Source organism: Pseudomonas sp. DL (genome assembly GCF_047199225.1).
In the GTDB taxonomy this organism is placed as follows: domain Bacteria; phylum Pseudomonadota; class Gammaproteobacteria; order Pseudomonadales; family Pseudomonadaceae; genus Pseudomonas; species Pseudomonas aeruginosa.
The window spans coordinates 385,993-412,252 of the sequence record NZ_CP178323.1; the positions used below are offsets into that span (position 1 = coordinate 385,993).

Genomic DNA, 26,260 nt, shown 5'->3' on the forward strand with positions numbered 1-26,260 from the left:
AAGAGGGTGGCCGACGGGCATGGCCATGCCGTCGATCATACCCAACCATTGGCCGGGTACGAAAACCCTTCGGCGAAAACCGCGACGCCACCCGGAGGTGGCGCCGCGCCTATCAGTGTCCGGCCTTCTGGACCGGGCTTTCCGGCAGGAACCAGTTCAGCAGCAGGGCGCAGATGCCGCCGGTGGCGACCCCGGACTCCAGCACGTTGCGCAGCGCCGCGGGCATGTGCGCGAGGAACTCCGGCACCTGCGAAACGCCCAGGCCGAGGGCCAGGGATACGGCGATGATCAGCAGGGCACGGCGGTCCAGCTGGATGCCGGCGAGGATGTTGATGCCCGAAGCGGCCACCGCGCCGAACATCACCATCGCCGCGCCGCCCAGTACCGGTTCCGGCACCGCCTGGATGACCCCGGCGACGCTCGGGAACAGGCCGAGCAGGACCAGCATGGCGGCGATCCAGAGGCCGACGTAGCGGCTGGCCACGCCGGTGAGCTGGATCACCCCGTTGTTCTGGGCGAACACTGAGCTGGGGAAGGTATTGAAGATACCGGCGAGGAACGAGTTGGCGCCGTTGACCAGCACGCCGCCCTTGATCCGCTGCATCCACAGCGGGCCTTCCACCGGTTGCTTAGACACCTTGCTGGTGGCGGTGACGTCGCCGATGGCTTCCAGGGAGGTGACCAGGTAGATCACCAGCATCGGGATGAACAGCGGCCAGGAGAAGTCCAGGCCGAAGTGCAGCGGGGTCGGTACCTGGAACAGCTCGGCCTGGTGCATGCCGGTGAAGTCCAGGCGACCGAGGTAGCCGGCCAGCGCGTAGCCGACGGCCAGGGCGATGACGATGGCGCAACTGCGCATCCATACCACCGGGATGCGGTTGAGCACCACGATGATGCCCAGCACCACACCGGACAGCAGCAGGTTCTCGCCGTTGGCGAAGGTGCCGTTGGACATCGCCGAGAAGCCGCCGCCCATGCTGATCAGGCCGACCTTGATCAGGGTCAGGCCGATCATCAGCACGACGATGCCGGTCACCAGCGGGGTGATCAGCCGCTTGACGAACGGCAGTATGCGCGAGATGCCCATCTCGACGAAGGAGCCGGCGATGACCACGCCGAAGATCGCCGCCATCACGCTTTCCACCGGCGTGCCCTGCTTGACCATCAGCGCCCCGCCGGCGATCAGCGGGCCGACGAAGTTGAAGCTGGTGCCCTGGACGATCAACAGTCCGGCGCCGAACGGGCCGAAGCGCTTGCACTGGACGAAGGTGGCGATGCCGGAGATCACCAGCGACATCGACACGATCAGATTGGTGTCGCGCGGCGATACGCCCAGCGCCTGGCAGATCAGCAGGCCGGGGGTAACGATCGGCACGATGATCGCCAGCAGGTGCTGGAGGGCGGCGAGCAGGGCGATGGGAGCGCTGGGACGGTCGTCCAGGCCATAGACCAGGTCGTTGCGGGCGCTGGCGTCCGACGGGCTTTGCAGGGAACTCATGGTGGCGGTCCGGGGAAAAAGAGCGCGATTTTACTGGGCGAACACGGTCTCGCCCAGGCCTGGCTGCGCCGCATGTCGGCGGATAACGCCGGTGGCGTATGCGCCCTGCGGTTGGAGCGTGGGTGAGCGGTAGGGCGAATGACCGCTTGCGATTATCCGCCATTCGGCGCGCGTACGCGTGAATGAAAAAGCCCGGCGCGGGACCGGGCTTTTTTCGTCGCGGGACGATTCAGCCGTCCAGCAGCGCCTTGTTGCGTACCGCGCCCTTGTCGGCGCTGGTGGCGAGCAGGGCGTAGGCCTTGAGCGCGGTGCTGACGCGGCGGGCACGCGGCGCGGCCGGCTTCCAGCCCTTCTTGTCCTGTTCGGCGCGGCGTGCGGCGAGTTCTTCGTCGCTGACCAGCAGGTTGATCGAGCGATTGGGAATGTCGATCAGCACCTTGTCGCCGTCCTGCACCAGGCCGATGGCGCCGCCGGCGGCGGCTTCCGGGGAGGCGTGACCGATGGACAGGCCCGAGGTGCCGCCGGAGAAGCGTCCGTCGGTGAGCAGGGCGCACTGCTTGCCCAGGCCCTTGGACTTCAGGTAGCTGGTCGGATAGAGCATTTCCTGCATGCCCGGCCCGCCCTTCGGTCCTTCGTAGCGGATGATCACGATGTCGCCGGCCTTCACCTCGTCGCCGAGGATGCCTTTCACCGCGGCGTCCTGGCTTTCGAAGATCTTCGCGCTGCCTTCGAACACGTGGATCGACTCGTCGACCCCGGCGGTCTTCACCACGCAGCCGTCGAGAGCGATGTTGCCGTAGAGCACGGCCAGCCCGCCTTCCTTGGAATAGGCATGCTCGACGCTGCGGATGCAGCCCTCGGCGCGGTCGTCGTCCAGGCTCGGCCAGCGGGTGTTCTGGCTGAACGCGGTCTGGGTCGGGATGCCCGCCGGACCGGCCTTGAAGAAGGTGTGCACGGCTTCGTCGCGGGTCTGGGTGATGTCCCACTGGGCGATGGCGTCGGCCATGCTCGGGCTGTGCACGGTGGGGACGTCGGTGTGCAGCAGGCCACCGCGGGCCAGTTCGCCGAGGATGGAGAAGATGCCGCCGGCGCGATGCACGTCTTCCATGTGGTACTTCTGGATGTTCGGCGCCACCTTGCACAGTTGCGGCACCTTGCGCGACAGGCGGTCGATGTCGCGCAGGTCGAACGGCACCTCGGCCTCCTGGGCGGCGGCCAGCAGGTGCAGGATGGTATTGGTCGAGCCGCCCATGGCGATGTCCAGGGTCATGGCGTTCTCGAAGGCCTTGAAGTTGGCGATGTTGCGCGGCAGCACGCTGTCGTCGCCTTCGCCGTAATAGCGCTGGCAGAGTTCCACGGCCAGGCGCCCGGCGCGCAGGAACAGTTGCTCGCGGTCGGCGTGGGTGGCCAGGGTCGAGCCGTTGCCCGGCAGCGACAGGCCGAGCGCCTCGGTCAGGCAGTTCATCGAGTTGGCGGTGAACATGCCGGAGCAGGAGCCGCAGGTCGGGCAGGCGCTGCGCTCGTACTCGGCGACCTTCTCGTCGGAGCAGGAGTCGTCGGCGGCCACCACCATGGCATCGACCAGGTCCAGGCCGTGGCTGGCCAGCTTGGTCTTGCCGGCCTCCATCGGCCCGCCGGAGACGAACACTACCGGGATGTTCAGGCGCAGCGCGGCCATCAGCATGCCGGGGGTGATCTTGTCGCAGTTGGAGATGCAGACGATGGCGTCGGCGCAGTGGGCGTTGACCATGTATTCCACGGAGTCGGCGATGATCTCCCGGCTCGGCAGCGAATAGAGCATGCCGTCGTGGCCCATGGCGATGCCGTCGTCGACGGCGATGGTGTTGAATTCCTTGGCCACGCCGCCGGCCTTCTCGATCTCGCGGGCGACCAGTTGGCCGAGGTCCTTCAGGTGCACGTGGCCGGGCACGAACTGGGTGAAGGAGTTGGCGATGGCGATGATCGGCTTCTTGAAGTCTTCGTCCTTCATCCCGGTGGCGCGCCAGAGGGCGCGGGCGCCGGCCATGTTGCGGCCCTGGGTGGAGGTTTTCGAGCGGTAATCGGGCATGACGATTTCCTGCGGCTAATCAGGTTCGGGTTATGACTGTATCGTGAGCGTCGAAGGAACCGGATGCAAACGGGGAATAGCCGAGTGTACGGAGTTGGCCGGGGTCTGAATGGGGTCACCATTGGCGACGGCCTGGGCTCACTGCCCGCCGGGGGATGATTGGCGAGGAATGCCCGGATTCTAAGCCCAGAGCGGGCGAATGGGGAAGGCTGGCGGTCGGCGGAGCGGCGCGTCGCGACCCGGCTGGCGTCTTGCGCCGCCCGTCGCGCCATGAGCGGCGGTGGCCGTAGGGCGGATGAACGCAGGCGCTCATCCGCCGGGACGGGCTCAGCCGTTGGGCAGCAGCCGGCAGGTCAGGCTCTTGATGTAGCGGGTTTCCGCGATCGCCAGGTGCACCGGATGGTCGGGGCCCTGGCCGCCGCGCTCGAGCAGCTGGATGTTGCGGTCGAGATGGCGGGCGCTGCCGATCAGGATGTTCTGCAGGTCGTCCTCGGGCAGGTGCATCGAGCAGGAGGCGCTGAGCAGGATGCCGTCCTTGCTCAGCAGGCGCATGGCCTGTTCGTTGAGACGGCGGTAGGCGGCCTCGCCGTTCTTCAGGTCCTTCTTGCGCTTGATGAAGGCCGGCGGGTCGGCGATCACCACGTCGAAGCGTTCGTCGGCGGCCTTCAGCTCGCGCAGGGCCTCGAACACGTCGCCCTCGACGCAGGTGACCTTCTCCGCCACGCCGTTCAGTGCCGCGTTGCGCTCGACGCCGTCGAGGGCGAAGGCGGACGCGTCCACGCACATCACTTCGCTGGCGCCGAAGGCGGCGGCCTGGATGCCCCAGCCACCGATATAGCTGAACAGGTCGAGGACCCGCTTGCCCCGCACGTAGGGCGCCAGGCGCGCACGGTTCATGCGGTGGTCGTAGAACCAGCCGGTCTTCTGCCCGGCCAGCACCGGCGCCTCGAACTTCACGCCGTTCTCTTCCAGGGCGACCCACTCCGGCACTTCGCCGTAGGCATTGGCCACGTAGCGCTCCAGGCCCTCGGCGTCGCGCGCGCTGGAGTCGTTCTTCCAGAGCACGGCGGCGGGCTTGAGCACCTGCAGCAGGGCGGCGAGCACCTCGTCCTTGCGCAGTTCCATGGCTGCGGACGCCAGTTGCACCACCAGCACGTCGCCGAAGCGATCGACCACCAGGCCGGGCAGCAGGTCGGAATCGCCGTAGACCAGCCGGTAGAACGGCTTGTCGAAAAGCCGCTCGCGCAGGCTGAGGGCGATGTTGATGCGATGAACCAGCAGCGATTTGTCGAGAACGTGCTTGGTATCACGGGAAATGAGGCGGCCGCAGATGAGATTGTTCGGGCTCAGCGCGACGATGCCCAGCGGCTTGCCGTTGGCCATTTCCAGCACCGCCTGGTCGCCGGCGGCGAAGGCATTCAGCGGCGTCGCGGCGACATCCACCTCGTTGCTGTAGACCCACAGGTGGCCGGCGCGCAGGCGGCGCTCGGCGTTGGCTTTGAGACGCAAGCTGGGCAGGGTCATGGGAAAGGCTCCGGCAAAAGAGCGCGATTATAACGCAGCGACGGGATTCGCCGCTGCGCGAACGCGGGCCGTTCAGCCGGCGAGGATTTCGATGAATCGACGGTTGAAGGCCGGGATGTCTTCGGGTTTGCGGCTGCTCACCAGCTTGCCGTCCACCGCTACCTCCTGGTCCACCCAGTGGCCGCCGGCGTTGTTGATGTCGTCCTTGAGCGACGGCCAACTGGTCAGGGTACGACCCTGCACCAGGCCGGCGGAGATCAGCAGCCAGGCGCCGTGGCAGATCACCGCCACCGGCTTGCTCGCCTGTTCGGCGCGGATCGCCAGTTCCTGGGCCTTGGCCAGGCTGCGGATCTGGTCGGAATTGATCACCCCGCCGGGCAGCAGCAGGGCGTCGTAGTCGTCCAGGCTGGCGTCTTCGAAGGTGCCGTCGACGCGGAAGGCCTCGGCTGGCTGGTGATGGTTCCAGCCGCGCACCTCGCCGGCCTTGTCGGAAAGAATCCTTACCGTGGCGCCGGCGTCTTCCAGGGCTTTTTTCGGACCGGTCAGTTCGACCTGTTCGAAACCGTCGGTCACCAGGGCGGCGACGACCTTGCCGTGCAGGGATTGGGTCATGGCATGTCTCCCGATATCAGAAGGGGTATTCATTCCGACCCTGGCGGCTGCGGGAAAAGTTCCATGTCCGTTGCCTGGCGCCGCTTTTCCGGCAGAAGCCCGCCCCATGGCGGGGTTCTCCGGGTAAACTGCGCGCACCGTCAACTTTCGCCTCCGTCCTCATGGTCCAAGAACTCACCGCCGAGCAGATCCGCCAGGCCCTGCAAGGCATCAGCGTGCCGCCGCAACCCCAGATCATGGTCGACCTGCAGATGGAGCAGGTCATGCCCAATCCGGACCTGAAGAACATTGCCAGGCTGATCAGCCAGGACCCGGGCCTTTCCGGGGCTCTCCTGAAACTGGTGAACTCGCCGTTCTTCGGCCTGGCCAATCGCATCACTTCGATCCAGCGCGCGGTGAACCTGCTGGGCAGTCGTTCGGTGATCAACCTGATCAACGCCCAGTCGATCAAGGGTGAGATGAGCGACGACACCATCGTCACCCTCAACCGTTTCTGGGACACCGCCCAGGACGTGGCCATGAGCTGCCTGAGCCTGGCCAAGCGGATCGGCTACGAATCGGTGGACGAAGCCTACGCTCTCGGCCTGTTCCACAATTGCGGCATCCCGCTGATGCTCAAGCGCTTCCCGCACTACATGGCGGTGCTGGAAGAGGCCTACGCCGCCGCCAGCGACGAACGCCGGGTGGTGGACACCGAGAACCGCGTGCTGAACACCAACCATGCGGTGGTCGGCTACTACACCGCGCGCTCCTGGCGCCTGCCGGAGCACGTCTGCGAGGCGATCGCCAACCACCACAACGCGTTGTCGATCTTCGGCGACGAATCGGCACGCGATACCCAACTGAAGAACCTGCTGGCGATCCTGAAGATGGCCGAGCACATCTGCGGTTCGCACCGGGTCCTCGGCAACCAGCCGGAAGACCACGAATGGAACAGCATCGGTGCGCTGGTGCTGGACTACGTCGGGCTCACCGACTACGACTTCGAGAACCTCAAGGGCTCGATCCTCGAGCTGGGCGTCGGCCAGGGCAGCTACTGACTGGCCGCGCCGCGGCGCTTCCTGCTAAGGTGCCGCGGTCAACCGGATTGCTGCCGCCATGCCCGAACTACCCGAAGTCGAAACCACCCGCCGGGGCATCGCCCCCTACCTCGAAGGCCAGCGCGTCGAGCGCGTGATCGTGCGCGAGCGGCGCCTGCGCTGGCCGATTCCCGAAGACCTGGACGTGCGCCTGTCCGGACAACGCATCGTCAGCGTCGAGCGCCGCGCCAAGTACCTGCTGCTGGGCGCCGAGGCCGGTACGCTGATCAGCCACCTGGGCATGTCCGGCAGCCTGAGGCTGGTGGAGAGCGGCACCCCGGCCAGTCGCCACGAGCACGTCGACATCGAGCTGGCCTCGGGCATGGCCCTGCGCTACACCGATCCGCGGCGCTTCGGCGCCATGCTCTGGAGCCTGGCGCCACTGGAACACGAGCTGCTGCGCAACCTCGGCCCGGAACCGCTGACCGACGCTTTCGCCGGCCAGCGTCTGTTCGAGCTGTCGCGCGGGCGGAGCATGGCGGTCAAGCCGTTCATCATGGACAACGCGGTGGTGGTCGGGGTCGGCAACATCTACGCCAGCGAAGCGCTGTTCGCCGCCGGCATCGATCCGCGCAAGCCTGCCGGGAGCATCTCCAAGGCGCGCTACCTGCGCCTGGCGGAGGAGATCAAGCGGATCCTGGCGATCGCCATCGAGCGCGGCGGCACCACCCTGCGCGATTTCGTCGGCGGCGACGGCCAGCCCGGTTACTTCCAGCAGGAATTGTTCGTCTATGGCCGTGGCGGGGAGTTCTGCAAGGTCTGCGGCAGCACCCTGCGCGAGATCCGCCTAGGCCAGCGCGCCAGCGTGTACTGCCCGCGCTGCCAACGCTGAAGCGCCGCGCCGCGCATACTCTACCGCCACAAGAAGGGCCGCCACGGTGAGCGGCCTGCCATAAGAAAGGTGCACGATGTCCGGCAATTACCTGCCTCGCAACACCCTGGTCGAGTCGCTCGGCCATGCCATGCTGAAACTCTCCGGCTGGAAGATCGAGGGCCAATTGCCCGCGCTCGACAAGTTCGTGGTGATTGGCGCCCACCACACCTCGAACTGGGACTTCGTGGCCTTCCTCGCCGCCAAGTTCGTCCTGCGTCTGAACGCCCGCTGGTTCGGCAAGCACACCCTGTTCAACGGCCCGCTGGGCGGCCTGATGCGGCGCTGGGGCGGTATCCCGATCCAGCGCCACCTGAAGCTGAATACCGTGGACCAGGCGATCCAGGCCTTCCGCGAGCACCGCGAGTTCATGCTGATCATCGCTCCGGAAGGCACGCGCAAGAAGGTCGACCGCTGGCGCATGGGCTTCTACCACATCGCCCGTGGCGCCGGCGTACCGGTGGTGCCGGCGGCGCTGGACTACGAAAACCGGCGGATCGTCATCGGCGAACCCTTCTGGCCGACCGGCAACGAGGACGCCGACCTGTGCAGCCTGATCGGCTTCTACCGGCCGTTCATCCCGAAAAAGCCGCACTACGCATTCCTCGGCGATTGAAGGCGGTCACGCTGGCACTACCCGCAGCGCTGTTATAGTTAGGCGATATCTGCCCAACCAAAAACCAGAAAGGACCGCCTCCATGAACCTGTTTCGCACCACCGCGCTCGTGCTGGCGCTGACCACCGGGCTCTCGTCCATGCCCGCGCTGGCGGATGCCGTGCAGGAAAACGCCAGCGGCGACCCGATGTACACCGTCGAAGCGCCCCCCGCGTACGCCATGATCGGCGATCTGCTCATCGCCCGTCCCTTCCTGATCGCCGCCACGGCCGTCGGGGCGGTGGCCTTCGTGGTCAGCCTGCCGTTCACCGCGGCCAGCGGCAGCGTCGGCAAGGCCGGCCAGGCGCTGGTGGTCGATCCGGGCAAGGAAGCCTTCGTCCGTTGCCTGGGCTGCACCACCAGCGGCTATAACCACGACGAAAGCTGAGTTTCCAACGGAATGAAAAAAAGCCGGTCATCGACCGGCTTTTTGTTTTCTCGATGCATTGCAGGGGGCACGGAGATTGGGCTAAGTCTTTTCTTCCGCCACGGCAGGCGGCAGCTATAGCGCCGCATCGGCCGATGACAGATGTTCCGCACGGACCGTTCGCGGCACTTGATCGGACTCTCCGATGGTGACAGTGTCCTGCTGACCAGCAAGGTCACAAGGTCGACCAGGGGTGGCCGACCGGCTCAACCAAGATAAGGATTTCGCGTATGTTCAGTCAGTGGGTGTTCCTGTCCGTCCTTGCTCTTGCCGTACCCTCGTTCGCCTGGGCGGAGGATGCGGTGTCCGACCTCGCCAGGGAGCAGTCCAAGGCCGAGCAGGGCGACAAGCGCGGCGATGAACTGTTCGCCGAATTCACCCGCCTCCGCCAGGCCGCCGAGACGGGGGAGCCGCAGGCTCTGTTCGATTTCGGCGCCTACTTCTACCAGCAACAGAACTACGCCAGCGCGCGCGAATGGTGGGGCAAGGCGGCCGCTGCGGGGATGGTCCGCGCGCAGATCCAACTGGCCATGCTCTATCGCGATGGTGACGGCGGGCCACAGGACAAGACCGAGGCGGCACGCTGGTTCCGGAAGGCCGCGGAGCAGGGGGATGCCGCCGCCCAGAATGAAATGGGCGTTCTCTACTGGAGAGGCGAAGGGGTCGACCAGGACCGGGTGAAGGCCGGGACCTGGTTCGAACGCGCGGCGGCCAGCGGTAGCGAAGACGCCGAAACCAATCTGGGATGGTTCTACCTGGACGACTCGCAAGGCGTCTATTCCGCCACTTCAGACGAGGAAGCCGCCCTGCTGGACCGTTATGCCGGCAGCCGGGAAAAGGCCTTCCAGTGGTTCTGCAAGGCTGCGACCCAGGGAGATGCCCGTGCCCAGTTCAAGGTGGGCGAGGCCTACTGGAACGGTTCAGGTGCCGGGATGAACAAGCTGCAAGCACGGCTCTGGCTGGAAAAGGCCGCACAGCAGCAGGATGCGGATGCCATTGCCTGGCTGGAGAGCGCCGCGAACGCAGCCTGGTACACCCGCCTGGAAAACTGGATTCATGCTGCGCTGGATGGAGAGCTGTCCGGTGTCGCCGACTGCTCCGGTGCCGCCGATCGCCGGCACTCCGGCCGAGGCATGGAGGGCGCCCCGTCTGACCCGGAGGCGGTGGAAGCCAGTGCGGAGGATGCGCAGCAGGCGGTTGAAGCGGCGAGCCAGTGAGGCACGCCGCCTGGATTGCCAGCCGGACTCGTCGGCGAAATCCCTACGCGGCGCCTATCTGGGTGAGATCGTCGAACATTTTTTGAGCGCTGTCTCTCGTTTGTTCAGTGCGGCCGAGGCTGCGCTTGCGCCTCCAGGGACAGAGACGAGTAGCCGATCCCGCGCGGGTCGCTGGCGGCGTCGACGCGGCCGCTGCGCTTGTCCCAGTAGAGCACCTGCTGGTTGCCGTAGCTGCGCTCCAGGCGTTTGAGCTGATAGCCGCGCCGGCGCAGTTCGGCGGCCTCGGCATCGCTGAAGGCGCGCGGTTCGTACTCGACGACGTCCGGCTTGTACTGGTGGTGGTAGCGCGGCGCGGCGACCCATTGGCCGACCGGGCGACCGTCGAAGTACTGCAGCATGGAGATCAGAACCATGCTCGGGATGCGGCTGCCGCCAGGGGTGCCGAAGGCGGCGAAGTCGGTCGGGCTTTCCAGGAAGCTCGGACTCATGCTCGACAGCGGGCGCTTGCCGGCCGCCACCGCGTTCGCCTGGCTGCCGGCCAGGCCGTAGCTGTTGGCGCCCTGGGTGTCGGCGGCGAAATCGTCCATCTCGTTGTTCAGCACCACGCCGGTACCGGGAACGGTGAAGGCGGCGCCGAACGGCAGGTTCACCGAGAGGGTGGCGGCCACCGCGTTGCCCTGGGCATCGATCACCGCGAAGTGGGTGGTGTGGTCGCCTTCGCGCCAGGCCGGCGCCTCCGGCAGCGCCGAGCTGGGCGTGGCGCGGCGCGGGTCGATGCCGGCGGCAAGGCGCTTCAGGTAGTCCGGCGCCAGCAAACTGGGCAGCGGGTTGGCGACGAAGTCCGGGTCGCCGAGCAGGCCTCGATCGCGGTAGGCACGGCGCAGGACCTCCAGCACGTAATGGGCACGCTGTACCGGCTCGGCCTTCTGCCACGGCAGCTGTTCCAGCATCTGCAGGCTCTGCGCCAGGGCGACGCCGCCGGCCGAGGGCGGCGGTGCGCTGATCAGTTCGCGGCCGTTGGCCAGCTTCACCTCCAGCGGGCGGCGTTCGATCACCCGGTAGTCGCGCAAGTCGGCCGCGCTCCAGATGCCGCCGCCGGCGCGGACCCCGGTGAGCAGCTTGTCCGCTGTCTCGCCTTCGTAGAAACCGATCCGCCCGTAGCGCCCGAGGCGTTCCAGGGTACGTGCCAACTGCGGTTGGCGGAGCAGGTTCCATTCGTCGGGGATTCCGCCCTTGTCGAGGAAGATCCGCGCGGTTTCCGGGTCCTTGCGCATCGCTTCCAGGCGCATGGCGGCGCGGTCACGGTAGATCCGGTCGACGGATACGCCATCCACCGCCAGGCGGATCGCCGGCACCAGATTGTCGGCCAGGGGCTTGCGTCCGTAGCGGCTGCTCAATTCGACCAGCGCCGCCGGCAGGCCGGGGATCGCCGCCGCCAGCGGGCCGTCGACGGACAGCCTGGGGTCGACCTTGCCATTGCGCCGGTACATGTCGGCGTAGGCGGCCTTCGGCGCGCGCTCGCGGGCGTCGAGGAAGCGATAGGTCGGCTGCGCACCGGCCTGGCGCAGAAGGAAGAATCCACCGCCGCCGAGTCCCGAGCCGTAAGGCTCGGCTACCGCCAGGGCAGCGGCGATGGCCGCCGCGGCGTCGAAGGCGTTGCCGCCATTGGCCAGGGTTTCCAGGCCGGCGACGGTCGCGGCCGGATGTGGCGTGGCGACGGCGGCCTGCTGCGGTGCGTGGGCGTCGCCGCGAAAGCTGTCGGCATGCGCCGCGAGGCTGAGCAGGGACAGGCCGCAGGCGGCGACCAGGGTACGGACGGGCAGGTTCAGGAAGGACATGGCGGCTCACTGTTCAGCGGCGTTCGCGGGACGGGACCGCGAACGCCTCAGACTGGATTGCCAAGGATAGCCAAAAGCGCGTCGGACGGGGCGCGAACCGTCCCTGAAGGACAGGCGCCGGCGGGGATCAGGCCTTGCCGGTGATCTTCCGGTATTTCTCCATCAACTGGTCCTTGCTCTCGACATTGGCGTCGTCAAGGGGAATGCAGTCCACCGGACAGACCTGCTGGCACTGCGGCTCGTCGTAGTGGCCGACGCACTCGGTGCAGAGATTGGGATCGATCACATAGATTTCTTCGCCTTGCGAGATCGCGCCGTTCGGGCATTCGGGTTCGCAGACGTCGCAATTGATGCAATCGTCAGTGATTTTCAGGGACATCTAACAACTCCAACCGCGACGGACAGCCACGGCATCGGTAACGGGAATAGCGGAATTGTGCCGCATCGGCGCCCGCAGTGCACGCGGGACGCCGACGGGAGGCCGGCGGAGAGACGCGGATCAGCGCTTGAAACGTTCCGCCAGGGCGTCTGCCACGGCCGGATGCACGAACTTGCTGATATCCCCGCCGAGAGCGGCGATTTCCCGGACCAGCGTCGAGGAAATGAAGGAATACTTCTCCGACGGGGTGAGGAACATGCTTTCCACGTCGGGGGCGAGCTGGCGGTTCATGTTGGCCAGCTGGAACTCGTACTCGAAGTCGGAAACCGCGCGCAGGCCGCGGAGGAAGACATTCGCCTTCTGCTCCTTGACGAAGTGCGCCAGCAGGGTGGAGAAGCCCACCACCTCGACGTTCGGCAGGTGCTTGGTGACCTCCTGGGCCAGCGCCACCCGCTGTTCCAGGCTGAACAGGGGGTTCTTCTTGGGGCTGGCGGCGACCGCGATGATCACATGGTCGAAAAGCCGTGAAGCACGTTCGATCAGATCGCCGTGACCCTTGGTGATGGGATCGAAGGTGCCTGGGTACAGCACTCGGTTCATCGCTACGTCCTGGCAGGGTTTCGTAAGGGAATCGGATGGTAGCGCAGGGATGCCCGTGCGGCCAAGACGCACGGGCCATCGGCCTTTAGCCCATAGGTCTGATGGCGCCGGGCCGGCTGCCGCGGCGCGCGGCCGGCCCGGCGGCGGTTCAGGCCCTGGCCAGGCGTTCGGCCAGCGCGCTGGCCAGTTGCGCGGTAAGACCGTAGACCGAGAGCTGCGGGTTGGCGCCGATGCTGGTGGGGAACAGCGAGCCGTCGTGGATCGACAGGTTCCGCAGGTGGTGATGGCGGCCGAGGCTGTCGGCCACCGCCACGGCCGGGTCTTCGCCCATGGCGCAGCCGCCCATGACGTGGGCGCTGCCCAGGCGCGTGCGGTAGATCTCCAGGCGCAGGCCGTCGATGATCCCGCGCGCCTCCTGCAGGTTCTTCGCGCTACGCGCGTCGCTGTGCACCGGCCGCACTTCCCGGGCGCCGGCGGCGAACTGGATCTCCGCCATGGTATGGAAGGCACGGCGGATACCGTCCCAGGTGTAGTCGGTCATCCGGTAGTCGAGCACCGGGGTGTCGTCGCCGCGCAGGCCGACCGAGCCCTCCGCGCTGTCCGGGTGGAAGCCGTCGCGGAGCAGGGCGAGCATCATGTTGGTATGCGGTAGCTGTTCCATGCGCAGGGCGTTGTCGCTGCCGAAGCCGCCGAGCAGCACCGAGGCCAGCGACGGTTGCAGCGGCGGCACCTCCAGTTTGTAGGACATGCGTCCGGTGACACCGTCGTCCCATTGGAAATGGTCGGAGTAGATCGACTGCGGTGCGCCGTAGAAGGGGTTGATCACCCGGTCGAACAGCCCCGCGCTGAAATTCACCGTGTGCAGGAAGGTGCGCTTGCCGACCCGCTGGCTCGGATCAGGCGCCTTCGAGCGGAGAAGAATCGCCGGGGTGTTGATGCCGCCGCCGGAGAGCACGTAGTGCCTGGCCCGGACCCTGATCCGGCGGCCGTTGGGCGCCACGCAGCGCTCATCCATGCCCAGGCATTCGAGGCCCGTCACCTTGTCGCCGTCCAGCAGCAGCCGGTTGGCGCGCGCCAGGTAGAGCAGCTCGCCACCCTTGTCGAGGGTCGCCGGGATGGTGGTGACCAGCATCGACTGCTTGGCGTTGACCGGGCAGCCCATGCCGCAGTAGCCGAGGTTCCAGCAACCGAGGACGTTGCGCGGGATGACCTTCCAGTGATAGCCGAGCTTCTCGCAGCCCAGGCGGATCACGTCGTTGTTGGCATTCGGCGGCAGCGCCCAGGGCGCCACGTGCAGGCGCTGCTCCATTTTCTCGAACCAGGGCGCCATGTCCTCCGCGCTGTGGCCCTTGACCCCGTAGACCTGGGCCCAGTGCTGCAGGGTCGGTTCCGGGGTGCGGAAGCTGCTGGTCCAGTTGATCAGGGTGGTGCCGCCCACGGCGCGGCCCTGGAGGATGGTGATGGCGCCGTCCTTGCTCATCCGGCCGATGCCTTCCTGGTACAGCTCGGGGTAGGCGTCGGCCTCCTGCATCTTGAAATCGCTGCTGGTCTTCAGCGGGCCTTCTTCCACCAGCAGCACCTTCAGGCCGGCGGCGCTGAGGATTTCCGCGGTGGTGCCGCCGCCGGCGCCGGTGCCGACCACGACCACGTCGGCCTCCAGCTCCAGGTCGTCGTCCAGGCGCGAGCCGTTGTAGGTTTTCCAGCCGCGGGCGAGGCCCTCGGCGAACAGATCGGGTACAGGCATGAATGCACTCTCAGGCTAGGCGGCTTCGGGCTCTTCGTATTGTTCCGGGGGCGGCTCAAGCGATCTTCGGCGGTCCGGGGTAGCCACAATGGGCCCACGCCTCGGGGCGGGCGTACCAGGCCATCATCGCCAGTTGCATCAGCGAACTGTGGCCCATCCGCAACAGGCCGATGAAGCTGTTTTCCCAGCGCGAAAGGAATGCCCGCACGTCGTCGCCGCTGGCGTTCTCCCAACTGCCCCAGATACCGGTCAGCGGGCCACGGGTGAGCGGCAGGGCGAGCACGTCGAAGAGTTGCTGGGTGAGCTTGAACATCTCCGGGGAGAGCCGCGCCAGGTTGTGGTCGAGGCTCTGGATCGCGCCCTCCACGGCTTTCGGCATCTGCTCGGCGGAAACCGCGCCGAGCAGCATCACCGGCAGCAGCGCACGGAGGAACGGCAGGTCGGATTCGCGGACCTTTTCCAGGCCGCTCGCCGGTTTCTCCGCCGAACAGCCGGTGAGGCTGGCGGTGACGCCCGCGGTGGCGAGGAAGGCGCCGCCGATCAGGCCGACTTTCATCAGGCTGCGTCGGGACAGGCCGGCGCTTTCAAGGGTGGTGTCGCTCATTGTTGTTATGTCACCTGCAGCGTAGGAATGAGGGGGCGCCGCACGCGCCCCGGTTCAGCGCACGAACAGCTTGTAGACGAGCTTCTGGATCGACTTGCCGTAGGGGGGGTAGATCATTCGCGCGGCGTTGAAGCGCGGCTTGCTGAACACGCCCTTGGCCTTGCTGAAGGTGAGGAAGCCTTCGTGGCCATGGTAGTGGCCCATGCCGGAGGGACCGACGCCACCGAACGGGATGTCGTCCTGGGCGACATGCAGCAGGGTGTCGTTCAGACACACACCGCCTGAGTGGGTCTCGTGCAGCACGCGCTGCTGCTGCGCCTTGTCGTAGCCGAAGTAGTACAGGGCCAGCGGTCGCGGGCGCTGGTTGACGTAGGCCAGGGCGTCTTCCAGGCGCTCGTAGGGGATCACCGGCAGCAGCGGGCCGAAGATTTCCTCCTGCATCACTTTCATGTCGTCGCTGACGTTCAGCAGCAGCGTCTGCGGCAGGCGCCGTTGCTGGCCTTCGGCGAACAGCGGGACGAGGGTCGCGCCCTTCTCGCGGGCGTCGTCGAGATAGCCCCGGAGGCGGCCGAGCTGGCGCTCGTTGATGATCGCGGTGTAGTCGGGGTTGTCCGAAAGACGCGGGAAGAAGCCCTGGACCACCTCCTTGTACTGACTGACGAATTCCTCGACGCGCCGGCTCGGTACCAGCACGTAGTCGGGCGCGACGCAGGTCTGCCCGGCGTTGAGGCTCTTGCCGAAGGCGATCCGCTCGGCGGCGTCCTTCATCGGCACGCTGTCGGAGACGATCGCCGGCGACTTGCCGCCCAGCTCCAGGGTGACCGGGGTCAGGTTCTCGGCGGCGGCGCGCATCACGTGCTTGCCGACGCTGGTGGCGCCGGTGAACAGCAGGTGGTCGAACGGCAGCTTGGAAAAGGCCACGCCGACGTCTACCTCGCCTAGCACCACGGCGACCTGGTCCTCGGGGAAGATCCGCGCCAGCAGGTCCTTGAGCAGGCGCCCGGTGGCCGGGGTCGACTCGCTCATCTTGATCATCACCCGGTTGCCGGCGGCGAGGGCCCCGGTCAGCGGGCCGATGGAGAGGAACAGCGGATAGTTCCAAGGCACGATCACCCCGACCACGCCCAGCGGCTGGTACACCACCTGGGCCGAGGCCGGCTGGAATTGCAGGCCGACCGCGCGGCGCGCGGGCTTCATCCATTTCTTCACGCGCTTGGCGGCGTAGTGGATGCCGTGCAGGCTGGGCATGATCTCGGCGAGCAGGGTCTCGTCGGCGGAGCGCGCGCTGAAGTCCCGGTCGATGGCCTCGATCAGTGCCTGCTGTTCCTTGAACAGCAGGTCGCGCAGGGCCTTCAGCCACTGCACGCGCTGCGTGGCGTCGGGCATCGGCTGCGCCAGGTAGGCGGCGCGCTGGCGGGCGAAGAGGGCTTCGAGCTGGTTGATTTCCTGCTGGCTCTGCTGCAGGTAGGCGATATCGGCGACCATGGGCTGGCTCCTCGGCGAAGCGTGGGCGGCTGCGTGGCCGCGCGTCTGTCGTTATGGCGGACCTGGTTCGGTCCGATGAATTTCGCTGCGTCGCTGGATTTCTAGAGTAAATACTCTAAAGTGTCAAACAGCATGCCTGCCAGCCCGGCGCTTGCGTACCCAACGAAAGGCGGGCCGGTCGCCGGCCGCCGCCCCGGGGGCTGACCCGGGCGGCCGGCTTTGTGTACCTTCTACGCTGTCACGGCGGGGCGCGCCCCGCACTGTTACCCGAACGAGCCCGTCGTCCCCATGGCACCACGCATCAAGACCCGCGATCGCATCGCCCAGGCCAGCCTGGAACTGTTCAACGCCCAGGGCGAGCGCAGCGTCACCACCAACCATATCGCCACCCACCTGGGTATATCGCCTGGGAACCTCTACTACCACTACCCGAACAAGCAGGCGATCATCGCCGAGCTGTTCGCCGAGTACGAAAGCCACGTCGAGAGCTTCCTGCGCCTGCCCGAAGGGCGGGGTCTGACGGTGGACGACAAGACCTTCTACCTGGAAGCGCTACTGGCCGCGATGTGGCGCTACCGCTTCCTCCACCGCGACCTCGAGCACCTGCTGGAAAGCGACCCGGAGCTGGCGGCGCGCTACCGCGCCTTCGCCCAGCGTTGCCTGGTCAACGCCAAGGCGATCTACCGGGGCTTCACCGAGGCCGGCATCCTGCGGATGAACGAGACCCAGCTGGAGGCCCTGACCCTCAACGCCTGGATCATCCTCACCTCCTGGGTGCGCTTCCTCTGCACCACCCTCGATCTCGACGGCGACCTCAGCGAGGCGCAACTGCGTCGCGGCATCTACCAGGTGCTGGCGCTGGAGAGCGGGCACATCGAGGCGCAGGCCCAGGATGCGGTGGACGGGATTTCCGAGCGGCTCTACGTGCCGCTCTGATCGCGCAGGGTTTTCTCCAGCACCTGCTGGATGTGGATGCCGTGGCGGCGGAAGAAGGCTTCGGTACCGAGGGTGGCGTCGGTGAACAGGTAGGCGCCGCGGTGATCCTCGGCGAAGCGCCGCAGCAGGGCTGCGCCGACGCCGCTGCTCTGTGCGCCGGGCAGCACGGCGATTTCCGCCAGCCAGACGCGAATCGGTGTTTCTTCCTCGGCGCGCAGCAGGCCGACCAGGCGGCCGTCGCGTTCGGCCAGCAGGGAATACCCGGAATGCTGGTACAGCGTGCGTAGCTCGGCAGGCGGCATGCGCCGGTCCCAGCCGACCGCCGCGTGGATCGCCAGGATCGCCTCGCAGTCGGCGTCGTCGAGCATCGGGTTGTGCCGCAGCGTCAGTTCCATTCGCCCCCCTTTTTCCTTCAGCCTGTTCCTATTCTGCCGCCCGTCGCCGGACGCCGGCCAGCTCAGTGCTGTCGCAGGCGGGCCTCCAGCCAGTCGGGGATGCGTCGTTCCAGGTAGTAGGTGGGCTGGCGCGGAGAGCCGTCGACGAAGCCGACGTGACCGCCGCGGGCGTGCAGCTCCAGCTCGGTGCAGGGTGCCAGTTCGCTGCGATCGGGCAGGCTGCGGGCGAACACGAAGGGGTCGTCGCTGGAATGGATGATCAGGCTCGGCGTGCGGATGTCCGGCAGGTAGTAGCGGCTGGACGCGCGCCGATAGTAATCCCTGGCGTCGGCGAAGCCGTGCAGCGGCGCGGTGACCCGGCCGTCGAAGTCCCAGAAGGTGCGCATGCCCTCCAGCGGACCGAGGCGTTGCAGGGCGGCCAGGCCTTCCGCCTGGCCCTGCTCGCCGAACAGCCGCTGCTTGTCCTGCACGTAGGCCAGCATGGCCTTCATGAAGTGCGCCTGGTAGACCCGGGAAAAGCCCAGGCCGATGCGGTCGGCGCACTCGTCCAGGCGGAACGGCACCGACACCGCGACGCCGCCGAGCAGCGGGCAGTCCCCAGCGGTTTCGCCCAGGTACTTGAGCAGCACGTTGCCGCCCAGCGAATAGCCGACCGCGTACAGCGGCGCTTGCGGGCGCCTGGCGCGCAGGTGCGCGACCACCTCGGCGAGGTCGTCGCTGACCCCGGAATGGTAGCCGCGCGGCAGGCGGTTCGGCTCCCCCGAGCAACCGCGCCAGTTCAGCGCCACGCTGGCCCAGCCGCGCTCCAGCAGGGCGCGCTGCAGACCGAGGATGTAGTGCGACGAGGATGACCCGGTGAGGCCGTGCAGCGCCAGCACCAGCGGGGTCTCGGCATCGTGCGGGCCGGCCCAGTCGAGGTCGATGAAGTCGCCATCGGCCAGCCACAGGCGTTCGCGCTGCCGTTCCAGGGTCGGCCCGCGGCGGAAGAACGGGCTCCACAGGGTCTGCAGGTGCGGATTGGGCAGCCACCAGGCGGGCTGGAAGGTCGGGGACGCGGTCATGCGCAGGTCATGGGCGGTGGTGGTGTGGCCACCAGCTTACCAGCCGAACTCGTCGGCGAGGTCCTCCGCCCGCTGGCGCGAACCGAGGATCGGTTGCAGTTCGTCGACGAGCTGCTGCCGATAGCGGGGCGCGACGCTGCAGTCGTCCAGCAGGATGTCCTCGCCGGCGCCGCTCCAGACCTCGCCGAAGCAGACCAGGCTGGCCGCCATCTGCCACAGGTCGTCGAAGCACGGGGCCGGGTCCCAGCCCCTGCCGCCATGCAGGTCGAAGAGTATGCGCCCGCTGCCGGTCTCGAGGATGAACGGGTCGGCGCCCTGGTCGGCCACCACCAGCCAGTCGTCCTGCCAGCCCGACAGGCGCTCGCCGCTGATGCCGTGCCAGCGATAGCCGGCCTGGCGCTGCCAGAGGCGGGCCAGGGACGGCAGGAAAAATGGGTTGCCGGCACTCTCCAGGGTGCAGTCGAGTGGGCCGACCTCGCGGTAGAAACGCTCCAGCTCGGCGGGCAGGGCGATATCGCCCTGCCAGTCGGCGGCGGGTTGCGCCGCGCAAGGCTCGCCAAGCGCCAGCAGGCGTTGGCGAATGCTCGCGGAAGCCGGGCTCATCCTCAGGCTCCCCGCTGCCAGAGCGCGTAATGTACGTTGCCGGCTTTCTTTTCCCGGTGCAGCCGCCAGTTTCCGGGCAGGCCGAGGGACGAGGGGACGCTCTCGCTCTCGGTATAGATCCAGGCGTCGGGGTTCAGCCAGCCGCGGGTTTCGAGCAGGCGGCAGGCGTCCTGCAGCAGGTTCTGATGGAACGGCGGGTCGAGGAACACCAGGTCGAAGGTGCTCGGAGCCTGGTTTCCCAGGTAGCGCACGGCATCGCCGAGGACCAGTTGGGCGGTGCCGCACTTGAGCGCGTCGAGGTGGTTGCGCAGGGCCGCCACCGCTTCGCCGTTGGTATCCAGGGCCAGCCCTTCGCGGGCGCCGCGCGACAACGCCTCGAGGAACAGCGCGCCGCTGCCGGCGAAGGGATCGAGCACCCGTGCGCCTTCGACATAGGGTGCCAGCCAGTTGAACAGGGTCTCGCGGACCCGGTCCGGGGTCGGTCGCAGGCCGGGCCCGTCGGGAAAGACGAAACGCCGGCTGCGCCATTCGCCACCGATGATCCGCAGCTGTCCCTGGCCGCCGTGGCGGCCGGGGGCTTTCGCAGTAGGTTTACTCATCAATGCTCCGGAACGCCGCTGGGTTGCTGGGCCGGCTTGGCGGTGGGTGGCGGCAGGGGTTTCTGCGGCACGCTCGGGCCGGCGCTGACGATGACGAAGGCGTCGGCGTCCAGGTGCTTGGCCATGGCGCTCCTGACCTGTTCGACGCTGAGTCCCTCGACCTGCTTGAGGAAGCTTTCCAGGTAGTCCAGCGGCAGGCCGTAGAAACCGATGGCGCCGAGCTGGCCGACGATGTCGGCGTTGCTCGCGGTGGACAGCGGGAAGCTGCCGGCCAGTTCGCGCTTGGCGTCGTCCAGTTCCTTCTGGGTCGGGCCGTTGGCCAGGTAGTCGCGGACGATGTCCTGGACCAGCTTCAGCGCCCCCTCGCTGAGTTCGGCGCGGGTCTGGAAGTTGATCATGAACGGACCGCGTGCCTGCATGGCGGTGAAGCCGGAATAGATGCCGTAGGTCAGGCCGCGCTTTTCTCGCACCTGGTCCATCAGGCGGGTGCCGAAGCCGCCGCCGCCGAGGATCTGGTTGCCCAGGTAGAGCGCCGCGTAGTCGGGATCCTGGCGGTCGATGCCAAGCTGGGCGAGCATCAGGTGGGTCTGCTCGGAGGGGAAGTCGATGTGCGTCAGGCCGGGCTTGGGCGTTTCCGGCTGGACGGTCTTGGCCAGCGCCGGGCCCTGGGGCAGCGCCTTGGAGACTTCCGCGGCGATCGCTTCGGCCTCCTGCCGCGAGAGGTCGCCGACCAGCGCGATGACCACGTTGCCGGCGGCGTAGGCCTTCTTGTGGAACGCCTGCAATTGTTCGCGGCTGATCGGTGGAACGGACTTTTCGTCGCCGTCGCTGGAGTGCGCGTAGGGATGCTCGCCATAGAGGCGCTTGAACAGCTCCAGGCCGGCCAGCTTGCCGGGGTTCTGCTTCTGGTACTCGAAACCGGCCAGGACCTGGTTCTTGATGCGTGCCAGGGCGTCCTCGGGGAAGGTCGGCTGGCCGATCACCTGTTCGAACAGCTTCAGCGCCTGGGTCCGCTTGTCGGCATCGGACAGGCTGCGCAGGCCGGCCACCGCCATGTCGCGGTAGGAGCCGTTGCTGAACGAGGCGCCGAGGTCCTCGAAGCCGGCGGCGATGGCAGTGGTGTCCTTGCCCGGCACGCCTTCGTTGAGCATGGCGTTGGTCAGCATCGACAGGCCGGGGGTGCCGGCGTCCTGGCTGCTGCCGGCGGCGAAGGTCAGGCGCAGGTCGAACATCGGCAGTTCATGGGCTTCGACGAACAGCACCTTGGCACCTTCGGCGGTCTTCCATTCCTGGATGTCCAGCTTGCGATGGACCGGCGCCTGCTTGGCGACGTCCTTCAGCGACTGCAACTGGTTTTCCTCGACCGCCGCGGCATGGGCCGCCGCCGGGGTCTGGGGGGGACGCGCGACGAAATAGGCCAGCGCGGCCAGCAACGCGATGACGATCAGGCCGAGCAGGCCATAACGCAGCCCTGTGCGCTCACTCATGACGGGCCTCCTTTTCCTCGGCCTTCACAGGCAGCACTTGCGCCAGGGTCAGGCGCGACGGGGTGAAATAGGTGCGGGCGGCTTTCTGGATATCGTCCGGAGTCACTGCCTTGAGGGCCTCCAGGTCCTGGTCGATCAGCTTCCAGGACAGGCCGACGCTTTCCAGCTGGCCGATGCTGCTGGCCTGGGCGGCGATGGAGTCCTTCTCGTAGACCATCCCGGCGATCATCTGCGCGCGCACGCGCTCGATCTCCGCGGCGCTGGGCGGGTTCTGCTTGAGGTCATCGAGCTGCTTCCACAGACCGGCCTCGACCTGCTCGAGGGTCTTGCCCTTCTGCACGTTCGGCGTGGCCGAGAGGACGAACAGGCTGTCGCCGCGGTTGAACGCGTCATAGTAGGTGGAGGCGCCGGCGACCAGCTCCTCGCCGCGCTCCAGGCGCGAGGCCAGGCGGGCGCTGTAGCCGCCATCGAGCAGCGCGCCGATCAGGCGCAGGGCGTTGACTTCGCGAGGGTTCTCGCTGCTGCCCAGGCTGGGCACGTTGAAGCCCATGATCAGGTTCGGCAGCTGGGTGCGTACGTACAGCTTGAGCCGGCGCTCGCCGGGCTCGGCCAGTTCCAGCGGCTTGCGCGCCGGCGGCAGCTGGCGCCAGGGGATCTCGCCGAAGTAGCGCTTGGCGAGGGTCTTGACCTCGTCGGCGGTGACGTCGCCGACCACTACCAGGGTGGCGTTGTTCGGCGCGTACCAGGATTCGTACCAGTGGCGCAGGTCGTCGATGGTCATGCGCTGCAGGTCGGCCATCCAGCCGATGGTCGGGGTGTGGTAGCCGCTGGCCGGGTAGGCGGCGGCCTTGAAGCGCTCGAAGGCGAGGGCGTTGGGATTGTCGTCGGTGCGCAGGCGGCGCTCCTCCTTGATCACCTCGATCTCGCTCTTGAACTGGTCGGCCGGCAGGCTCAGGTGGGCCATGCGGTCGGCTTCCATCTCCAGCGCCACCGGCAGGCGGTCGCGGGCCAGGACCTGGTAATAGGCGGTGTAGTCGTCGGTGGTGAAGGCGTTCTCTTCCGCACCCAGGTCGCGCAGCACCCGCGAGGCTTCGCCCGGGCCGAGCTTTCGGCTGCCCTTGAACATCATGTGTTCGAGGGCGTGGGACAGGCCGGTGAGCCCGGGTGTCTCGTAGCTGGAGCCGATCCTGTACCAGAGCTGGGAAACCACCACCGGGGCGCGGTGGTCTTCACGCACTATGACCTTCAGGCCGTTGTCGAGGCTGAACTCGTGGGTGGGCTGGGTTTCCGCCGCCTGGGCGAAAAGCGGGAGACAAAGGCTGGCTAGGAGCAGGCCGACGCGGCGGCGAGCTGGGGTTTTCATGGTGATCTGGACCTTTCGTGCCGCCACCGGGGTCTCAGGTCACTGCGGGGCAGGACCCTTAGCCCCGTCGGGCGAGGAGATGCTAGGATACCCATCCGTTTTCCGGGCGGCCACGTCCCGTGCCGCTCCCTTGAGATACAAGCATTCATGTTTGGTTCCAACGACGACAAGAAGGCCCCGCAGGGCGGGGAAAAGAAAGGTCTGTTCGGCTGGTGGCGGAAAAAGCCGCAAGCCGGCGAGCAGCCTGCCGATCAGCCTGTCGAGCCGGTCTCCGAGACAGCGGCCGCCGAGCAGCGCGCGCCTGCCGATGACGTGGCGCAATCCCTGACAGAACAGCCAGGTCGGCAGCAGCCCTCCGCTGCCGAGCCGGCCGAGCCGGCGCCGGTTGCCGAAGCACCGCTCGCCAGTGACGAGCCAGCGTCGGCCGAGGAGCATTCGCCCCGGCCCGAGGCGCCCGTCGCGCAACCCGAGCCTATCCTGGCTGCCGAGCCCGAGCCCGAGCCCGAGCCCGAGCCCGTTGCGCCGCTGGCCGCCGCTCCGGCAGTCAGCGAGCCGGCGACCAGGCCGGGCTTCTTCGCCCGCCTCCGGCAGGGACTGTCCAAGACCAGCGCCAGCATCGGCGAAGGCATGGCCAGCCTGTTCCTCGGCCGCAAGGAAATCGACGACGACCTGCTCGACGACATCGAGACGCGCCTGCTGACCGCCGACGTCGGCGTCGAGGCCACCACCCTGATCGTGCAGAACCTGACCAAGCGCGTGGCGCGCAAGGAGCTGGCCGACAGCGGCGCGCTGTACAAGGCGCTGCAGGAAGAGCTGGCCAGCCTGCTGCGCCCGGTGGAGCAGCCGTTGCAGGTCGACGTCGCGCGCGAGCCCTATGTGATCCTGGTGGTCGGGGTGAACGGCGTGGGCAAGACCACCACCATCGGCAAGCTGGCGAAGAAGCTGCAACTCGAGGGCAAGAAGGTCATGCTGGCCGCCGGCGACACCTTCCGCGCCGCCGCCGTGGAGCAGTTGCAGGTCTGGGGCGAGCGCAACCGCATCCCGGTGATCGCCCAGCACACCGGCGCCGACTCCGCCTCGGTGATCTTCGACGCGGTGCAGGCCGCCAAGGCCCGCGGCATCGACGTGCTGATCGCCGATACCGCCGGACGCCTGCATACCAAGGACAACCTGATGGAGGAGCTGAAGAAGGTGCGCCGGGTGATCGGCAAGCTGGACGAGACGGCGCCCCATGAGGTCCTGCTGGTGCTCGACGCCGGCACCGGGCAGAACGCCATCAACCAGGCCAAGCAGTTCAACCTCGCGGTGGAGCTGACCGGCCTGGCCCTGACCAAACTGGACGGCACCGCCAAGGGCGGGGTGATCTTCGCCCTGGCCAAGCAGTTCGGCCTGCCGATCCGCTATATCGGTGTCGGCGAGGGGATCGACGATCTCCGTACCTTCGAGGCCGACGCCTTCGTCCAGGCACTCTTCGCAGAGCGGGAGAACGCATGATCCGCTTCGAGCAGGTCGGCAAACGCTATCCCAACGGCCACGTAGGCCTGCACGAGGTGTCCTTCCGCGTGCACCGTGGCGAGATCCTCTTCGTCACCGGCCACTCCGGCGCCGGCAAGAGCACCCTGCTGCGCCTCATCCTGGCGATGGAGCGACCGACCAGCGGCAAGCTGTTGCTCGGCGGCCAGGACCTGGGGCGCATCACTACCGCGCAGATCCCTTTCCTGCGCCGGCAGATCGGCGTGGTGTTCCAGAACCACCAACTGCTCACCGATCGTACGGTGGCGGACAACATCGCCCTGCCGCTGCAGATCCTCGGCATGCCCAAGCCGGAGATCGCCAAGCGCGTGGCCTCGGCCCTGGAGCGGGTGAACCTGAAGGAAAAGGGCGAGGCGTTGCCTTCCGACCTTTCCACCGGCCAGCAGCAGCGGGTCGGCATTGCCCGCGCCATCGTCCACCAGCCGGCCCTGCTGCTGGCGGACGAACCCACCGGCAACCTCGACCCGCGACTCGCCTCGGAAATCATGGGCGTGTTCGAGGATATCAATCGCCTGGGCACCACCGTACTGATCGCCAGCCACGACCTGGCCCTGATCGCCCGTATGCGCCATCGCATGCTGACCCTGCAGCGTGGCCGGATCATCGCTGACCGTGAGGATGAGGCCTGATGAGCGCCAACGATCTTCCCCGTGGCCCCGAAGAGGGCGCACCGGAACGCAAGACCCGCGAGAAACCGAGCCAGGAGCAGACCGACTGGAGCGGCTCGTTCAGCGCCTACCTGGAAAGCCATCGCGCCAGCCTGGTGGACAGCCTGCGCCGGTTGTTCGGCCACCCGTTCGGCAGCTTCTTCACCTGCCTGGTGATGGGTATCACCCTGAGCCTGCCGATGGGCCTCTCGCTGCTGCTGAACAATGTCGAACGGCTCGGCGGCTCCTGGCAGCGGGCGGCGCAGATATCCCTGTTCCTCGACCTGAAGACCAGCGAAAATCAGGGCCAGGACCTGCGCGAGCAGATCGAGCGCCTGCCGGACGTGATCGAGGCCCAATTGATCAGCCGCGAGCAGGCGCTCAGCGAATTGCAGGAACAGTCCGGCCTGGGCGAAGCGCTCAAGGAGCTGCCGGAGAACCCGCTGCCGCCGGTGATCTCGGTCACGCCCAAGCAGATCGACCGGGCCGGCCTGGAGGCACTGCGCCAGCAGCTCGCGGAGCTGCCTCATGTGCAGCAGGCGCAGCTCGACCTGGTATGGGTCGAGCGCCTGAGCGCGATCCTCAAGCTCGGCGAACGCTTCGTCTTCGGCCTGACCATCCTGCTGGTGCTGACCCTCTTGCTGGTGGTGGGCAACACCATCCGCCTGCACATCGAAAATCGCCGTAACGAAATCGAGGTGATCAAGCTGGTCGGCGGGACGGACGGTTACGTGCGCCGGCCATTCCTGTACATGGGCGCGTTGTACGGCCTGGGCGCGGGCATCCTATCCTGGGCGCTGCTGGCCTATTCGCTGAACTGGCTGAACGGTTCGGTGGTCAACCTTTCAGGGCTGTACGGCAGCGACTTCGGCCTGCAGGGCGTGCCGCTGGACGACGGCCTGTCGCTGACCGTTGGCGCGGTGCTGCTTGGCTGGGTCGGCGCCTGGCTGGCCGTGGCCCGCCACCTGCGCGAGCTGGCGCCGCGCTGAGGACAGGCGGATCACGACCGGCCAGCGGGTCGCTGTAAAGGAACTT

Annotated in this window: 25 protein-coding genes; 9 read left to right on the plus strand and 16 right to left on the minus strand. The window is 67.3% G+C overall.

What is annotated here, in order from left to right; all coding sequences use genetic code 11:
- Positions 1-112 precede the first annotated feature (112 nt).
- The 4 genes from ACI766_RS01760 to pfpI form a co-directional block, all read right to left on the minus strand.
- Positions 113-1,498, minus strand: a complete 1,386-nt coding sequence (locus ACI766_RS01760; RefSeq protein ID WP_003102887.1) for a nucleobase:cation symporter-2 family protein — start codon at positions 1,496-1,498, stop codon at positions 113-115.
- Between the two features lie 229 nt (positions 1,499-1,727).
- Positions 1,728-3,566, minus strand: a complete 1,839-nt coding sequence (ilvD, locus tag ACI766_RS01765) for a dihydroxy-acid dehydratase (protein WP_014602381.1) — start codon at positions 3,564-3,566, stop codon at positions 1,728-1,730.
- Between the two features lie 327 nt (positions 3,567-3,893).
- Positions 3,894-5,090, minus strand: coding sequence for a class I SAM-dependent rRNA methyltransferase (locus tag ACI766_RS01770; RefSeq protein WP_023086907.1), 1,197 nt, complete (start codon positions 5,088-5,090; stop codon positions 3,894-3,896).
- 72 nt (positions 5,091-5,162) lie between these two features.
- Entirely contained in the window at positions 5,163-5,702 is a 540-nt protein-coding gene (gene pfpI / locus ACI766_RS01775) for a protease PfpI (RefSeq protein WP_003102879.1), read from the minus strand.
- A 215-nt stretch (positions 5,703-5,917) separates the two neighbouring features.
- Here pfpI and ACI766_RS01780 point away from each other — a divergent pair, with 215 nt between their 5' ends.
- From ACI766_RS01780 to ACI766_RS01800, 5 genes are all read left to right on the plus strand, one after another.
- Positions 5,918-6,742 (plus strand): HDOD domain-containing protein, encoded by an 825-nt coding sequence (locus ACI766_RS01780; protein ID WP_003118789.1) that lies wholly within the window; start codon positions 5,918-5,920, stop codon positions 6,740-6,742.
- Between the two features lie 58 nt (positions 6,743-6,800).
- A complete protein-coding gene (mutM, locus tag ACI766_RS01785) occupies positions 6,801-7,613 on the plus strand; it encodes a bifunctional DNA-formamidopyrimidine glycosylase/DNA-(apurinic or apyrimidinic site) lyase (RefSeq protein WP_003102876.1) in 813 nt (270 codons plus the stop codon).
- A gap of 76 nt (positions 7,614-7,689) precedes the next feature.
- Positions 7,690-8,268 carry a lysophospholipid acyltransferase family protein gene (locus ACI766_RS01790; RefSeq protein WP_003084450.1) on the plus strand — a complete coding sequence of 193 codons (579 nt, stop codon included), beginning with the start codon at positions 7,690-7,692 and terminating at the stop codon, positions 8,266-8,268.
- A gap of 82 nt (positions 8,269-8,350) precedes the next feature.
- Positions 8,351-8,695, plus strand: coding sequence for a hypothetical protein (locus ACI766_RS01795; protein WP_003084452.1), 345 nt, complete (start codon positions 8,351-8,353; stop codon positions 8,693-8,695).
- Positions 8,696-8,964: 269 nt separating this feature from the next.
- Positions 8,965-9,951 (plus strand): tetratricopeptide repeat protein, encoded by a 987-nt coding sequence (locus ACI766_RS01800; RefSeq protein ID WP_003112969.1) that lies wholly within the window; start codon positions 8,965-8,967, stop codon positions 9,949-9,951.
- A gap of 104 nt (positions 9,952-10,055) precedes the next feature.
- Here the strand turns inward: ACI766_RS01800 and ggt are convergent, their stop codons facing one another.
- The 6 genes from ggt to ACI766_RS01830 form a co-directional block, all read right to left on the minus strand.
- Positions 10,056-11,789, minus strand: coding sequence for a gamma-glutamyltransferase (ggt, locus tag ACI766_RS01805; RefSeq protein ID WP_003121743.1), 1,734 nt, complete (start codon positions 11,787-11,789; stop codon positions 10,056-10,058).
- 127 nt (positions 11,790-11,916) lie between these two features.
- Positions 11,917-12,168 carry a YfhL family 4Fe-4S dicluster ferredoxin gene (locus ACI766_RS01810; protein WP_003084462.1) on the minus strand — a complete coding sequence of 84 codons (252 nt, stop codon included), beginning with the start codon at positions 12,166-12,168 and terminating at the stop codon, positions 11,917-11,919.
- 120 nt (positions 12,169-12,288) lie between these two features.
- On the minus strand, positions 12,289-12,768 hold the full coding sequence (coaD, locus tag ACI766_RS01815; RefSeq protein ID WP_003084466.1) for a pantetheine-phosphate adenylyltransferase: 480 nt from the start codon (positions 12,766-12,768) through the stop codon (positions 12,289-12,291).
- 148 nt (positions 12,769-12,916) lie between these two features.
- Positions 12,917-14,512, minus strand: coding sequence for a GMC family oxidoreductase (locus ACI766_RS01820; RefSeq protein ID WP_003102870.1), 1,596 nt, complete (start codon positions 14,510-14,512; stop codon positions 12,917-12,919).
- A 55-nt stretch (positions 14,513-14,567) separates the two neighbouring features.
- Positions 14,568-15,116: a hypothetical protein gene (locus tag ACI766_RS01825; RefSeq protein WP_003084486.1), complete on the minus strand. Its 549-nt coding sequence runs from the start codon at positions 15,114-15,116 to the stop codon at positions 14,568-14,570.
- A 54-nt stretch (positions 15,117-15,170) separates the two neighbouring features.
- Positions 15,171-16,601 carry a coniferyl aldehyde dehydrogenase gene (locus ACI766_RS01830; protein ID WP_003102868.1) on the minus strand — a complete coding sequence of 477 codons (1,431 nt, stop codon included), beginning with the start codon at positions 16,599-16,601 and terminating at the stop codon, positions 15,171-15,173.
- Positions 16,602-16,889: 288 nt separating this feature from the next.
- On the opposite strand from ACI766_RS01830, the gene ACI766_RS01835 reads away from it, so the two are divergent.
- Complete coding sequence (locus tag ACI766_RS01835; RefSeq protein WP_003084488.1) at positions 16,890-17,537, plus strand: TetR/AcrR family transcriptional regulator; 648 nt, start codon at positions 16,890-16,892, stop codon at positions 17,535-17,537.
- On the opposite strand, the gene ACI766_RS01840 is transcribed toward ACI766_RS01835, so the two are convergent.
- From ACI766_RS01840 to ACI766_RS01865, 6 genes are all read right to left on the minus strand, one after another.
- Positions 17,522-17,932, minus strand: a complete 411-nt coding sequence (locus ACI766_RS01840) for a GNAT family N-acetyltransferase (RefSeq protein WP_003102866.1) — start codon at positions 17,930-17,932, stop codon at positions 17,522-17,524. The genes ACI766_RS01835 and ACI766_RS01840 overlap by 16 nt on opposite strands.
- A gap of 62 nt (positions 17,933-17,994) precedes the next feature.
- Positions 17,995-18,993: a hydrolase gene (locus tag ACI766_RS01845; RefSeq protein ID WP_003084490.1), complete on the minus strand. Its 999-nt coding sequence runs from the start codon at positions 18,991-18,993 to the stop codon at positions 17,995-17,997.
- A 36-nt stretch (positions 18,994-19,029) separates the two neighbouring features.
- Complete coding sequence (locus ACI766_RS01850) at positions 19,030-19,596, minus strand: hypothetical protein (RefSeq protein WP_003117889.1); 567 nt, start codon at positions 19,594-19,596, stop codon at positions 19,030-19,032.
- 2 nt (positions 19,597-19,598) lie between these two features.
- Positions 19,599-20,195, minus strand: coding sequence for a 16S rRNA (guanine(966)-N(2))-methyltransferase RsmD (rsmD, locus tag ACI766_RS01855; protein WP_003142626.1), 597 nt, complete (start codon positions 20,193-20,195; stop codon positions 19,599-19,601).
- Positions 20,195-21,682 (minus strand): M16 family metallopeptidase, encoded by a 1,488-nt coding sequence (locus ACI766_RS01860; protein ID WP_003142627.1) that lies wholly within the window; start codon positions 21,680-21,682, stop codon positions 20,195-20,197. Before ACI766_RS01860 ends, rsmD begins: the two co-directional genes overlap by 1 nt.
- Complete coding sequence (locus ACI766_RS01865) at positions 21,675-23,072, minus strand: M16 family metallopeptidase (RefSeq protein WP_003084498.1); 1,398 nt, start codon at positions 23,070-23,072, stop codon at positions 21,675-21,677. The genes ACI766_RS01860 and ACI766_RS01865 overlap by 8 nt, the downstream gene beginning before the upstream one ends.
- Before the next feature lie 120 nt (positions 23,073-23,192).
- Here ACI766_RS01865 and ftsY point away from each other — a divergent pair, with 120 nt between their 5' ends.
- The 3 genes from ftsY to ftsX are packed head-to-tail and all read left to right on the plus strand — an operon-like array spanning position 23,193 to position 26,214.
- Complete coding sequence (gene ftsY, locus ACI766_RS01870) at positions 23,193-24,539, plus strand: signal recognition particle-docking protein FtsY (protein ID WP_003160919.1); 1,347 nt, start codon at positions 23,193-23,195, stop codon at positions 24,537-24,539.
- The gene (gene ftsE, locus ACI766_RS01875) at positions 24,536-25,207 is read left to right on the plus strand and encodes a cell division ATP-binding protein FtsE (protein ID WP_003084505.1); all 672 of its coding nucleotides are present in this window, start codon (positions 24,536-24,538) and stop codon (positions 25,205-25,207) included. The genes ftsY and ftsE overlap by 4 nt, the downstream gene beginning before the upstream one ends.
- Positions 25,207-26,214: a permease-like cell division protein FtsX gene (ftsX, locus tag ACI766_RS01880; RefSeq protein WP_003084508.1), complete on the plus strand. Its 1,008-nt coding sequence runs from the start codon at positions 25,207-25,209 to the stop codon at positions 26,212-26,214. Before ftsE ends, ftsX begins: the two co-directional genes overlap by 1 nt.
- The last annotated feature ends 46 nt before the right edge of the window (positions 26,215-26,260 follow it).